Raw genomic sequence first — 13,145 nt, 5'->3', positions numbered from 1 at the left:
ACGAAGGCTCGCAAGCAGGTGAAGTGAGAGAACGTCCCAGCGTCGCTGACGCTCCGACTGCTCGCCATGGCCGGAACGGCTGCTCGGCTTGAGCTGGAATGGGTGCTCACCATCGCCGGAATACGCACATGCCTCGCGGTCGCCGCGCTCCTCGGCGCGTGCTCCGTGCAGGACCTCCCCGACGCCAGGCTGCCCGGCGACGGCGCCGTTGCCAGCGTGGCGGCGCCGCTGGGCGCCCCGATCAACATCGCGCGCGGCAGGCCGACGTCGCAGTCGTCCACGGACTCCGGCGGCGTCTCGTCGCGCGCGGTGGATGGGAACACCAGCGGCTACTTTGACCAGAACTCCGTCACCCATACCGCCAACGAGGGTGGAGCCTGGTGGCAGGTCGACCTCCAGGGCGTCTACTCCCTGGCCACGGTGGTCCTCTACAACCGCACCGACTGCTGCGCGCACCGGCTCTCCAACTTCCGGGTGCGCGTCTCCGAGGATGGACAGGCCTGGACCTGGCATGACTCCCTCTTCGCGGGGACTGCCCCGGAGCGGACCTCGCTCAACATCAACCGCAAGGCCCGGTTCGTCCGGGTGCAGCTCGACGGCGTCGGCATCCTGAGCCTCGCCGAGGTCCAGGTCTTCCCCGCCGTCAACAACATCGCGCACGGCATGCCGACGCTGCAGTCGTCTATTGACTCCAGCGGGGTTCCGTTTCGCGCGGTGGACGGAAACACCAGCGGCTACTTTGACCAGGGCTCCGTGACCCACACCCTCGCCGAGTTCCAGCCCTGGTGGCAGGTCGACCTCCAGGGAGCGATTCCCCTGTCCACCGTGGTCCTCTACAACCGCACCGACTGCTGCGCGGAACGGCTCTCGAACTTCAAGGTGCGCGTCTCCGTGGATGGACTGACCTGGCATGACTTCCCCTTCGCCGGGACTGCCCCGGAGCAGACCACGTTCAACATCAACCGCGCGGCCCGGTTCGTCCGGGTGCAGCTCGACGGCGGCGGCATCTTGAGCCTCGCCGAGGTCCAGGTCTTCCCCTCCGGCGACAACCTCGCGCACGGCATGCCGACGCTGCAGTCGTCCACGGACTCCGGCGGAGTCTCGTCGCGCGCGGTGGACGGGAACACCAGCGGCTACTTTGACCAGGGCTCCGTGACCCACACCCTCGCCGAGTTCCAGCCCTGGTGGCAGGTCGACCTCCAGCGCACGCAGTCCCTGGCCACCGTGGTCCTCTACAACCGCACCGACTGCTGCGCGGACCGGCTCAGGGACTTCCGGGTGCGCATCTCCGAAGACGGGGTGAACTGGAAGGACTATCCGCTGGCTGGCGTCGCGCCGGCCAAGGCCTTCTTCTCCATCAACCGCCCAGCCCGGTATGTCCGCGTGCAGCTCGATGGCGTCGGCGTCCTGAGTCTCGCCGAGGTCGTGATCACCGCCGGCGATCCATTGCCCGCGCACTCCGGGGACCCTGCGTTCCTGGCCAGGACCTTCGCCCCGCGGCTGCGCTTCGACGGCGCCGCGCCGGACTACCCGATGTCCGCGCAGCCCTTCTTCGAGACGTCCGTGCAGGTGCTGAATCCCTTCCCGGTGCAGAACACGAGCTACAACCTGGTTGCCACCCATCAGGTGCCGACCTACTTCCAGACGACCTGGTGCGCGAACCAGCTCCGCATCCACTACTGGTGGTTCTATGGCTATCAGAGCGCCTGTGACGTGTTTGGCAACGGAAAGCATCACGGCGATTGGGAGCACGTCATGGTGACGCTGAGCGAGGACCGCACGCGGATCGCAGCCGTCACCTTCTGGCTGCACGGAGATCACTACACTCGCACCGCGGTTCACAATGGCTTCCAGGTCGAGGACGGAGCCCACCCTGTCGTCTACGTGGCCAAGCACTCCCATGCGAGTTTCCACAACCAGGGCGGGAGCAGTCACTCGTGCGCCCCCTTCGATGAGTACCGCAACAACTTCAACGGAAACCATCTCGACGCCTGGCAGAACCTGGTGAACCTCGAGGGCAACGCCGAGCCCTGGATCCAGGTGGATCGTCTCGGCGGCTTCCACTGGGGCATCGATGGAGTCAGCACCCACCCGACGCAAAACAGCCCGAGCTGCTCTGTCAACGCCGCGGCTTGGAGTGCTGGGGTGCCGACGAGGATCGTCTCCCAGTGCAAGACCGGGGACCGGGGCGACGGGGTTCACTGCTGGGACGGGGGGACTGCCTACGGCTACGACTGGCGCCTCTCGATAACGGACTACAACCTGCTCTACTGAGCGGCCTGCTGAGCGCCACATCGGGTCGAGTTCCTTCGACCCGATGTGGCTGCACTGTCCCCATGCCGTCACATGAAGTCACCGGCGCTGGGTACGACCGTCGCTCCCTCGACAGGTCCGGAAGGGGAGGAGGACCCAAGTCCCTGGAGGCTCGTCAGTACGCGAAGATGAATCTGTTGTCGTTGTAGTACACGCAATAGAGCTGGGAGGTCGAGGTGCCGGCGCAGCAGGGCTGCGTTTCGCCTTCGATGAAGCAACGCTTGCCCACCAGCGTGCTGCATGAGGGGTAGCCCGTGCACGCCGGGGGAGGCGGGCAGGCGGTGAACACACCGTTGCACGTCACGCCCTGGTAGTCCGTCTGGGAACAGGTGCTGCCGGAGCAGGAGACAGTCTGACCTCCCGAACACTGCGCCGTGCACGTACCAAACTGGGAGACCGTCGAGGACTCGCCGCTCTCGGACACCGCCTCTGGCTCCAGCGCAGGCTCGGAAACCGGACCGCCACAGCCCAGCAGGGAGAGGCTGAGCAACACCGCCGTCACAGCAAGAGAATGCTTCATGAGAGGCCTCGTCAGGTGAGTGGAACGGCCGCGAGCTTAATGCAATCTCAATCCCAGTCGAGACGCATGGCGACCCGGGCGATGCAATCCAGACCCGGGGTGTCTCAGGGACCCCAGTGTCTTGAAAAGTTTGCCTTCACCGGAGGTGATGCCATTTTCCTGCGCGGAGTGACATCTCGTTTCCTCCAGGAGAGACATCCATGACGAAGCACGCCTCGAAGCTCGTGGGAATCGCCATCACGGCCCTCCTCGGGACGGCGGCCTGGGCAGGCGCCAAGAACACCAATACCGTCCTCGTCAACACGAGCGCGAGGAGCGCATCAGGCTCTCTGGGCGACACTCGAAACACCGCGGACACCCAGCAGTTCATCGGCTGCGCCATCACCACGTACGTAGGGAGCGCCCCCTCCGTCGGCTGTTTCGCGATGGATACCTCCAGCAATTATGTGGGCTGTTCCTCGACCAATGCGGACCTGGTTGCGACAGCGCGCTCCATCAATGGTGATTCCTACATCACCTTCACCTGGGACATGTGGTCTGGCTGCACGTCCCTCCATGTGACGAATGCGTCGACCGCCGCGCCCAAGCAGCCGTAGTCTGAAGACCTCGGGGATGCGCGCCTCCATCGCGCGCATCCCCGCGTGCAGCCTCCCTCAATGCCACCTCCGTCAACGCCAATCCTCGCGCTCCTCCTCCTGGGAGCCTCCGCCATCGCGTTCCTCGCCGGACGGCAGACCGCCCCGGATGCGAATGAGCGGGTCCTTCAGGAGCTCGCGAGTCAGCGCGCGGTGCTCGACACGCTGCTTGCGCGGACCTCCGCTGTGCCAGACGTGCACCGCGATGTGGGGCCCCCATCCCAGGCGCCCTCCGTCCAGGCACCCGGTGCGCCTCCCAGGGAGCCGTCCCCTCAAAGCCTCGCGGCCGTCCAGGAAGGACAGCGGCTCATCGACGCCGCGCTCCAGGTCCGGCGCTGGACGCGAGAGGATGCCCAGGCCTTTCGCGCCGCGCTCGTCGACATGACGCCGGACCAGCGTCGCGAGGCCATGCGTCGGCTCTTCACCACCATCAACAGTCAGGCGCTCAGTGTGCAGACCGGGGGCGCGCCCTTCTGAGTTCGCGCGACATTCGAGCGGACCCGTCTGGTCCTGCTCCACGGTCCGCCGAGTCCTCTTTTTCCGCGTCACGAACAACCTCCAGGGCTCGAACCGCGCCACCGCACCCGCTCTCCTTAGATGAGGGCTGACGGTCAGCGCCCCGGCACAGGCGGCAGCCGATGAACCACCGGCCGTGGCGTGCCAGCGCGCCTGTCTCCACGGGCTCGCGGGAGACGGGGAGTGGGCTTGCTCCGTCACGCACGCGCTGGGCCCAGGTCGGGTCATCCAGGTTTCCCCTCACTGGGACGACGCACAACGTATAGGCCCCGGGGGCCAGCCGCGTCACGGTCAGCGGCTGCCCCTTCATCAACAGCAGGATGCGGGTCTGACCTTCGCCACGCGCCGCCAGGACCGCTTCGAATTGCCCCAGGGTGACTGCTTCCAGAGGCCCCGTGCCGAGATAGACCTGGGCGTTCTGGAGGGACTGGCCGTCGGCTTCGAGCCCCTGCATTGTCATTTTTCGCGCGGTGCTCGGGCTGGCCCTCTCCGATATGCGCACGCGGCGCGCCTTCGCGGGCCGGTAGGCGGCCCTCAGTCCCACCACAGGTACCACGTGGTGGACCGCATCAGCGCTGCGGCCTCCTGCTCGGCCGTGCCCACGTCGGAGGGCGTCAGGGCCAACTGCTCGCGCGCGAGCGCCAGCGCGTCGTCCCAGTCCTTCGGGGCCCGTTCCACCACCCACTCGACGATGCCCGGCTGGACGGAGGCGACGCGGGCGCCGTAGCGCTCCTCCCAGCGGCGCGACATGGCTGTCACCTTCACCAGGGATGGCGTGGACTCGCCCGCCTTTAGGAGGACGGGCAGATGGACCCCCGCCCGTTGCGGGACATGGGCATCCGGGCCCACGGGTGGCGGTTCAGCGTGCGCGCCTCCAGGTCCAGTCCCGAGCGCCGGAGGACCTGGCGCAGCTCGGCCTCGTCCACGCCCGCGTACGCGGCCGCGCGCGAAAGCACACGGGCCTCCGGGTCCACGAGGTGGACGAGCAGGGTCGGCAGGCGCGCGTGGTCGACGGTGAGCTCGACAGGCTCGCCCGGCTCGAGGCCCTCCAATCCCAGCAGCCTGCTGGCCTCCTCCTCCGAGATGCCCCCGGGACCCTCGCCTCCCAGCGTGTAGCGGCGCAGGAGCGCGAGCTGGCCGTATTGCGACTCCAACTGGTGCCGGGCCACGAGCGCTTCATCGGGCCCCTGCGCAGGTCCGAGCATGGCGAGGATGAGCGCCGCCTCGACGGCGGACTCCATGGCGTGTGTCTGCTCGGTGAGGCCGCCGGAAGTCTTCGAACCCTGGGTGCTCACGATGGCGGACCCGAGGAGGAGGAGGCTCAGTCCCACCAACCCCATGGTGACCGGGTGCCTCTGGTGGAATGCCCGCATGCCGCGCTACTTCAGCATGACGGCTACACCTGTACCAACCCCGCGTCGGTGAAGCGGAGGCTCGAGGCTCTCCAGGCCGGTCGGGTGAAATCGACCCGGCGCGCGTTGGGGGCGGGGCGCGCTACCAGCGGTGCTCCCACTTCTGGTTGTCACCCCCGTGGCAGGTCCACACGAGCGGCAGCGTCCCGTCGGACGTGCTCCAGGGATTGTCGAGGCACAGCCCGCCCGGCCCCCGAATCTCCCCGCGCAGGTGGAACTTCTGCGCGGCCGAGCCATTGCAGTCCCAGAGTCGGAAGGGGGTGCGGTTGGTCGTATCCCCATCGGCGAGGTCCAGACACTTCCCGCCGAGGCCGCGAATCTCCCCGCCCTGGTTGAACGTCCACCGCTGGTTCGCGCCGCCATGGCAGGCATAGGCCCACACCGGCGTGCCATTCGCGGTGCTCCACGGCACATCCAGACACCGGCCATCCGGCGCGCGGATGAGGCCCGAATCCGTCACCGTCCACTTCTGGTTGGGGCCCCCCCAGCAGTCGAAGAGCCAGGTCCCCGAGCCGTCATGCGAATAGGGGACGTCAACGCACTTGCCGGAGAGGTGGCGAAGCTCCACGTTCTCCATCCGCCACTGCTGACTTCCACTCCCCTGGCAGTCGAAGAGTCGGGTCGTGGCGCCGACTGTCGCGGAGGGCGCGTCCAGACACTTGCCCGCGTTGCCGACGAAGGCCAGTCCTTCCCTCCGGAACGTCTGCGCCGAGGAACCGTTGCATGAGTGGAGCTGGAACGGGGTGCCGTTCGCGGTGCCGCCGCCCTGCGCGTCCAGGCACTTGCCGCCCCACGCCTTCAATTCTCCCGTGGGCCAGTGCGCCCGCCAGAGCCACCCGATGGGGGTGTGGTCCAGATAGATGCCCTGGTTGTGGATGCCATTGTTCGAGTGGTTCACCCCGACCACCTGCAGCGAGTCGTCTTCAATCACCGCGGCACCGCTGCTTCCGGACTCCGTATCGCAGGAGTGGAGGAAGCCGGCGGCGAGAGGCGGGACGTAGCACGTCTGCGACCACTCGAGGTCCCTGGCCTGGGGGTGGCTGAAGATGGTTGCAGAGGAGCCCACCGGATTGCCGACACCGCCCGCGTTGGACTGGAACCCCACCGCCACGGAGGGTGGCGGGCTCACCTCGATGAAGGCGTAGTCCCAGGCGCCTGAGTTCTGCATCGCCAGGATGCGGGTACAGCTCGAGACCAGATTGGGGCCTGTCCCCGCGCGCTTTCCCCAGGAGACGGTGGTGTTCGCGGGACACGCGATGTTCGTCTGTCCGCTGGAGCCCGCCGCGAAACAGTGGCCCGCCGTCATCACCACGCCGTTGCCCAGGTGGGTCGCGGTGCAGAAGCCCCCCGTGCCAATCGTCAACAGGCCGAAGGCATTCAGCAGCGGGCGGTACTTCGCCGGGACGTTCGAGCCATCCGCCGCCACGGGGATGAGGTCATTGCCGCCCACAATCATGCCCTCCCGCTGTGACTGCAGGGGCGTGTCCTCCATGGGCACGTCCTCCATGACCTCGGACTCGGTGCCACAACCCACCAGCAGCAAGGCCATCACTCCCGCCATTTGACGCAGCATGCTCATCTCTCCCAGTCCTCGAAGCGCTGCCCGGAAAACGGCCAGAGCGCTGGAGTCTCGTGCTGCCTTAGACGGGCATCCCCCCAATCCTTGACACTTTTCCGGGCGTTGCTGACGCGTGCACCGCCCCGGGTTGTTGAGACACCAGGTTGGTCGTCATCAGGCCGGTGGTGTCGAAGTGGATGCTTGCCATCGGCGAAGGCTGGAGGACTGGCAGCCCACTTTCTGCTCGACGCGAAGCTCTGAAAAGAGAAAGCATCCAGTCCCCCCGTGCCGCTGGTCCCCTTGGTCCCTGAACCAAGAGCGCTGAAATGCCCCAGAAGACGAAGAAGCCCTCCTCCGCGAAGCCCATGAGGGCAAAGAAGTCCTCCGCGACGAAGCGCGCGCCCGCGCCCTACGACGCTGATGCCCAGCGGCTCGAGGTGGCCTCGACGAAGGGGGACGTGGAGGCGGTGCGGGCCCTGCTCGCCCGGGGTGTTCCGGCCCACAGCGCGGAGCCCACGACGGGGTACACGCCACTGCACCACGCGGCGATGAACGGGCACCTGGCCGTGGTGGACCTGCTGCTCGAAGCGGGCGCGGACCCGGCGGCGGAGGTGCGTCGAGCGAAGACGACGCCCCTGTTCAGTGCGCTGCTGAACGACCATGTCCCCGTGGTGAAGCGCCTGCTCGCCGAGAACGTCCCGTTGGACGGGATTCAGGGCAGCAAGAGCTTCGCGCCCCTGCACGCGGCAGCACGCCTGGGCAAGGTGGAGCTCGTGAACCTGCTGCTCGACGCGGGCGCGCCCCTGGAGCAGCAGGACAAGTTCGGCCTCACCCCCCTGGCCCTGGCCTTTTTCGACGAGGGCCTTCCGGTGGTGCCGGTGCTGCTCGCGCGGGGGGCCCGACTGGATGCCATCCCCGAGCACATCACCGAGCAGCTCGCGACCTGGGAGCAGTACGCGGAGCTGCGCCCCCTGCTGTACCAGTACGGCTTTCCCCGGCGGAAATAGCCCGGTAGAGGCTCGTGTCGCTGTCGTCGCTGCGATGCTGGAGTGTCGGGCCGGGGGCCGTGTCCGCAAGGACGTGCAGTCCCGCACTGCCTGGGAGCCATCCAATCAACGACTTGTTGGCTGGCTCCGGATGCTCGCGATTCGAGCAGTCACTGCCGGAACCTGGCATCGAACGCGGGCCCAAGGGCCCGAAGCGCTCGCATTGAAGGACTGTCTTCAATCAGTAAGGGATGTGGATGAGCACGGCGTCGTCCCCATCGTGCGCGGCGAAGACCTCGAAGCGACCATAGCCGCCCCCGTCTCCCGTGAAGCCGCGTCCCAGGGGGCTGCCCCTCGACAGCGCCCGCTCGTAGCGCCCATCCCCTCGGACTTCATCATCGATTGCCGCGAGCGAACCTCCTCTCACGAGGATGGCTCCCAGCTCCGAAGTCGACGCCAGCCAGGTGTCGAGGCGCGTCAGTTCGTCATGATGGATGAGGACGTATTCCCACGAGTGCTCGCCATCCATGTCTCGAAGCAGCACGTACCAGAGCCCCCTCCGACATTTCACCGGCAGGTTCGCCCGAGCATCCTCGTAGACGAGGTCATCCACATCGCGGAGCGGTGCTTCACCGACCACCAACAGCCCACTGTAGAGCCTGAACGCAGACTCGGACTTCCATCCCTCCGGAGCCTTCTCGAGCTTGGGTACAGGGGATTCGTCGCGTTCAGGCGCGGTGTACCCGAATGCGGGCTGGCCCTGATGCAGTCGGTTCCGAAGACTCCCGATGGTTGTCTCAAGCACGCGGGCCAGCTCGGAGAACAACGCCTCCTCGTAGGCGACAACGAACCGCTCTTGCGAGGCATCCAACGGAAACTCGCATCGGTAGAGCCGATGGAGAAGCGCCGCCTGCTCCTCGGGACCTCCCTCGCGAAGAGTCTGCCGAAACTCGATGTATTGCGCGCCCCCGCTTCGTCCAACGGGCTCGCCCTCCTGCCGCGACAGGATGTCCATCACCCGCCGCGCGACCTGCGGAGCCATGAACGGACGCAGTCGGACCGGCAAATCCTCTGCATCGAGCGTCACCAGGTCATTGTCACTGGGGACCTCGAACTCATGGTGCGTGGCGGTGACAGCCGTGACTCGCACGACGCCACGTCCCCGAATGACGACCACGTCTCCGACCTTCAACGGTTCAGGCGCCATCATCGAGACCTCTCTCGAAGTGGGAGACCGTCCGGATGAGATGCTCCCGTAGGCCACCCGAGCACGTCGCTCGTTTGCTCGCAACCCGTGCCCCCAGGCTGGTCAGCCCCCACTCGTGGAGCCGAAGGCAGACGTTACGCTGTAGGCCGTTACCAGAGGCGGTGAGGGGACGACTTCCCTCACCGCCTCCGCCAGCACCGCAGGTCCGCGAAGTCTCGTTGTGGCCACAGACGCCGCCGCCGCACCTTCCACGGTCATAGGCGCAGGAGGTGGCGTTCTCTCGGGGACCACAGATGCCATTGCCGCACGTCGTGCAATCCGCGGCGCAGCTCGGAGCGGTCTCCATGGTGGAATGCCCAGTCTGGGTGTTTCTGTCTACAGACATGCAGTTGCGATTTTGCCACGAATTGCGGCTCGGGATGGAAAGTGGGGACCCTGTACCGCGGAGGCCTCGAGCTGCTTCGAGCGCCAGCCGCCCCCATCAACCAGGTTGACGCCTGCTGGCGTAATGGCGCGTGGACATCGGTGTCTCCGAGGCCACAGCCATGCATCATCCACCCTCCCGTTCCGCCGTTCCTCCCCCGCGCCACGCGTTCCGGTGGCTCACCGCCTCGCGTCTCGCGGGCGCCAGCTTGCTCCTCGCGAGCCTGGGCTCCTCCCTCGCGGCCTCTCCCTACTCCGAGCGTGGAGGGCTCCAGACCACGCCCCTGGCTGACCAACCCTCCACCACGGCCACGGTGCTGGACCCGCGCCGCTCGCTCGCCATCACCGACTTCGCCACCGTCTCCACCATCACCCTCAGGACGGTGATGAACCAGCTCGTCCAGCAGGCTGGAAACACGGGCTTCACCGCCGAGCAGCTCTTCCGCCAGCTCTGGGACACCCAGAACCCCGCGCCGGGCGAGTCCGACCTCCCAGGGGGCGCGCACTGCAGCGACCAGACCAACACGCTCAATGGGGCGCCCTATGTCTGCCGTCCGGCGGAGGGCAGGGAGGCCATCCTCGGCGCCGATTCCGTCCTGGACCGCTACAACCTCATCGGTCTGTTCAACCGCTTCGACCTGGCCCCTCCCGACGGCGCCAACTGCGGCGAGTACCGGATGGTCTTCGCCCGCCCGCCCGTGGACCGCAACCTGGTCATCTTCGAGGCCGTCCTCCCCAATCCTCGTCGCGAACTCGGCCTGGAGGGCTGCCGCCCCATCGCCCAGACCTGGGCGGCTTTCTCCACCCTCACGGACCCTGTCGCCCGCCGTGGCCTCGTGAAGTCCTTCTTCCTGGACGCCAGCGGCCCCGGTCAGGTCCCTGTCGTCCACGCCAATCACTATGGCAACAACCCCCTGGGCGAGGGACAGATTCGCACCAACCAGTTCATCCAGCAGGGACCGCCCACCCCGTGGATGCTCCGTGAGTTCAAGCTCAAGCGGCAGTGCGGCGGCACCGGCTGCACCTTGCGCTTCGTGCCCGTCACGGTGAAGGCCAATCCCCGCGGCGACTTCTTCAACATCTTCAACACCTCCCCGCTCGCGGTGGGCTTTCGCGAGCACTTCATCACCCAGGTGGCGAGCCTCGCGGTCGACGACATCAACCGCTTCAACTACGAGGTCCCCGACATCTACAACGCCGCCCAGAGCGACGCGCAGTCGTTCCTCTCCTCGGACGACTACCTCAACGAGTTCCTCTTCGGTCCTCCCGGCAACCGCTTCGCCACCGCCATCTCCACGGAGCTCCAGCGCATCGGCAGCCCGCTGACGCCCGAGCAGGTGGTCTCACGCGCCCAGGCCCTGTCCTGCGCCGGCTGCCACAACCGCAGCAGCTTCGCGGACCTGGGAGGCGCCATCGGCACCTTCCCTCCCATCCGGACGTCCTTCGTCCACACCAACGAAGTCCCGGACCCCACCGCCCCGCCCGACGAGCCCCGCTTCCTCATCTCCGACCTGCAGAAGGGGACCTTCCTCCCTTTCCGCCAGCGGATTCTGGGGGGCTTCCTGGACACCTCCACCCTCGGCGTCCTCCAGCGCGACTTGGATGGAAGGGTTCCCACCGTGGTCGCCGGGCAGTCCTTCAGCGCCTCGGTCTCCGTCACCAATACCGGCACCACGCTCTGGAGCGCGGCCAACGGCACGCACGGAGTCTCGCTCGATGGGGCACAGGACTTGGTGCTCGCTCCAGGTGACGCCATCCTCCTGGGCCAGCACAAGACGTTCACCGTCACGCCCACGGCGCCCCTGACGCCAGGACGCTTCACCTACCGGTGGAGGATGCAGCGAAACAGCGTGGCGTTCGGCCCGGAGCTGACCCTCACCGTCAACGTGAAGTCCCCCGCGTTCGCCTCGGAGCTCGTGGAGCAGGTTCTGGTTCCCTCCGCCGTGGCCCCAGGGGAGACCTTCCAGTTCTCCGTCCGGATGAAGAACCGGGGCACCCAGAGCTGGAGTGCCCAGACGCCTGTCGAACTGGGCTCCCAGAACCCTTCGGACAACCTGTCCTGGGGAGTGGCCCGAGTCCCGCTGATGCCCTACGAGGTCGTCAGCCCAGGTCAGGACACCACCTTCGTCTTCACCGCTGTCGCCCCTTCGCTGACGGGGACCTACCCGTTCGAGTGGCGACTCGTACAAGGCAACCAGCCATTCGGTCAGAGCTCGCTCCCCCTGACCATCACCGTCATGGCACCGCCCTCGTGCAATGGCTGCACGTTCGGACTCGACTGCCCCCACACCTGCCCGCCTCCCATCGAGTAGCCCGCGACACATTCAAGGCTCCATCCCAGTTCTTCCTCGTGGACGAGGTCATGAGGGTCCGCGAGATTCGCTTCCTCCATGCCGACCGTCCTGGCCCTCCTTCACCTCGTGGGCTGCATGCTGCTCGTGGCCGTCTTCTTCGCTCCCGCCGGGGCGCCCACGCTCGTCCACCTGCTCAAGGGCATCCTGCGCGAATACAGCCTGGTGATGCTGTTGCCGGCGCTCCTCACGGCGCTGGTGGCTGGCTGGAGCGCTCACGTGGACGCGTGGAGGTGGCTGCGCTGGGGAACGGCCGCAGCCGCGCTGCTCGTCGGATTCCTCGCGGTGTGGCCCGCCGCCTCCGCGTGGCGGATGGCCCGGGCGGCCGACATTCCGCTCGACCTCCGGGAGTATCTCCGTCCCCTCGTCGGAGCCCGCCCCGTCCCGAGTCAGACTGTTCGTTTCGTGGTGGTCGAGGGACGCGACCTGCACGCCGACGTCTTCCTTCCCGAGGCCCGCGCATCCAGGGCCCGCCCGGCCGTGCTCTACCTTCACGGAGGGGGTTGGCGCGGCGGAGAGCGCGCCTACGGTCGCGCCTGGGCCGACTTCCTCACCGCGCGGGGCTATGTGTTCATCGCCCTCGACTACCGGCTCTTTCCTCCCGCCACCGGCTTGAAGGCGCCGGGGGACGTCAAGTGTGGCATCCGCTGGGTCAAGGACCACGCGGCCACCTACGGTATCGACCCGGAGCGGCTCGTCCTGTTCGGAGAGTCCGCGGGCGGGCACCTCGCGACCCTGGTGGGGTACACCGAGGGCGATTCGCGCCTCCCGTCCTCCTGCGCGCCCGGAGACACGTCCGTGGCGGCCATCATCAGCTTCTACGCGCCTGGCGATTTGGTGGCCCGCGCGGTGAGCGACCCTGTCGCGCTCGAGGGCTTCACGGGAGTACCGCTGGAAGGCCACCGCGAGCTGTACGAGCTGCTTTCCCCCATCAACCACATCGGACCTCGCTCTCCTCCCACACTCCTGGTCCATGGAGGGGCCGACAGCGTCGTGCCACTCGACGCCTCGCTCGCGATGGCGGCTCGACTTGTCCAGGCGGGCGTTCCCCACGCCCTCTTCACGCTGCCGTACGCGGAGCACGGCTTCGACATCTGGGATGGGGGCTTCGGCCGTCAGCTCGCCCGGGGGCTGGTGGGACTGTTCCTCCAGGAGCACGCGCCCGTCGGTGAATGAAATTCCCGGGCCCCCGTCATGGACAGCACAGGGTGAGCGGGCGGCGAG

At 67.3% G+C, this 13,145-nt stretch carries 11 protein-coding genes; 6 read left to right on the top strand and 5 right to left on the bottom strand.

The features are described from left to right. Positions 1-165: 165 nt before the first annotated feature. Complete coding sequence (locus LZ199_RS26505) at positions 166-2,274, top strand: galactose-binding domain-containing protein (RefSeq protein ID WP_253996559.1); 2,109 nt, start codon at positions 166-168, stop codon at positions 2,272-2,274. Between the two features lie 154 nt (positions 2,275-2,428). Here LZ199_RS26505 and LZ199_RS26500 read toward each other — a convergent pair whose 3' ends face one another. Then, complete coding sequence (locus LZ199_RS26500; protein WP_253996558.1) at positions 2,429-2,833, bottom strand: hypothetical protein; 405 nt, start codon at positions 2,831-2,833, stop codon at positions 2,429-2,431. Between the two features lie 200 nt (positions 2,834-3,033). Here LZ199_RS26500 and LZ199_RS26495 point away from each other — a divergent pair, with 200 nt between their 5' ends. Together LZ199_RS26495 and LZ199_RS26490 are read left to right on the top strand one after the other, a co-directional pair. Beyond that, complete coding sequence (locus tag LZ199_RS26495) at positions 3,034-3,429, top strand: hypothetical protein (protein ID WP_253996557.1); 396 nt, start codon at positions 3,034-3,036, stop codon at positions 3,427-3,429. A gap of 60 nt (positions 3,430-3,489) precedes the next feature. After that, positions 3,490-3,945 carry a hypothetical protein gene (locus tag LZ199_RS26490; protein ID WP_253996556.1) on the top strand — a complete coding sequence of 152 codons (456 nt, stop codon included), beginning with the start codon at positions 3,490-3,492 and terminating at the stop codon, positions 3,943-3,945. A gap of 573 nt (positions 3,946-4,518) precedes the next feature. Here the strand turns inward: LZ199_RS26490 and LZ199_RS26485 are convergent. From LZ199_RS26485 to LZ199_RS26475, 3 genes are all read right to left on the bottom strand, one after another. Further along, a complete protein-coding gene (locus LZ199_RS26485; RefSeq protein WP_253996555.1) occupies positions 4,519-4,833 on the bottom strand; it encodes a DUF4253 domain-containing protein in 315 nt (104 codons plus the stop codon). Further along, positions 4,776-5,357, bottom strand: coding sequence for a hypothetical protein (locus LZ199_RS26480; protein ID WP_253996554.1), 582 nt, complete (start codon positions 5,355-5,357; stop codon positions 4,776-4,778). The genes LZ199_RS26485 and LZ199_RS26480 overlap by 58 nt, the downstream gene beginning before the upstream one ends. 121 nt (positions 5,358-5,478) lie before the next feature. Then, positions 5,479-6,969 (bottom strand): ricin-type beta-trefoil lectin domain protein, encoded by a 1,491-nt coding sequence (locus tag LZ199_RS26475; RefSeq protein WP_253996553.1) that lies wholly within the window; start codon positions 6,967-6,969, stop codon positions 5,479-5,481. 311 nt (positions 6,970-7,280) lie between these two features. Between LZ199_RS26475 and LZ199_RS26470 the strand changes: the two genes are divergently transcribed. Next, positions 7,281-7,961, top strand: a complete 681-nt coding sequence (locus LZ199_RS26470; protein WP_253996552.1) for an ankyrin repeat domain-containing protein — start codon at positions 7,281-7,283, stop codon at positions 7,959-7,961. Between the two features lie 220 nt (positions 7,962-8,181). Here the strand turns inward: LZ199_RS26470 and LZ199_RS26465 are convergent, their stop codons facing one another. Further along, a complete protein-coding gene (locus LZ199_RS26465; RefSeq protein ID WP_253996551.1) occupies positions 8,182-9,150 on the bottom strand; it encodes a hypothetical protein in 969 nt (322 codons plus the stop codon). A gap of 542 nt (positions 9,151-9,692) precedes the next feature. Between LZ199_RS26465 and LZ199_RS26460 the strand changes: the two genes are divergently transcribed. Together LZ199_RS26460 and LZ199_RS26455 are read left to right on the top strand one after the other, a co-directional pair. Continuing rightward, entirely contained in the window at positions 9,693-11,882 is a 2,190-nt protein-coding gene (locus LZ199_RS26460; RefSeq protein WP_253996550.1) for an NBR1-Ig-like domain-containing protein, read from the top strand. 78 nt (positions 11,883-11,960) lie between these two features. Continuing rightward, entirely contained in the window at positions 11,961-13,097 is a 1,137-nt protein-coding gene (locus LZ199_RS26455; RefSeq protein ID WP_253996549.1) for an alpha/beta hydrolase, read from the top strand. The last annotated feature ends 48 nt before the right edge of the window (positions 13,098-13,145 follow it).

The organism is Myxococcus qinghaiensis (assembly GCF_024198215.1).
GTDB classification, from domain to species: Bacteria; Myxococcota; Myxococcia; order Myxococcales; family Myxococcaceae; genus Myxococcus; species Myxococcus qinghaiensis.
This window is presented reverse-complemented; position numbering and strand designations above follow the sequence as displayed.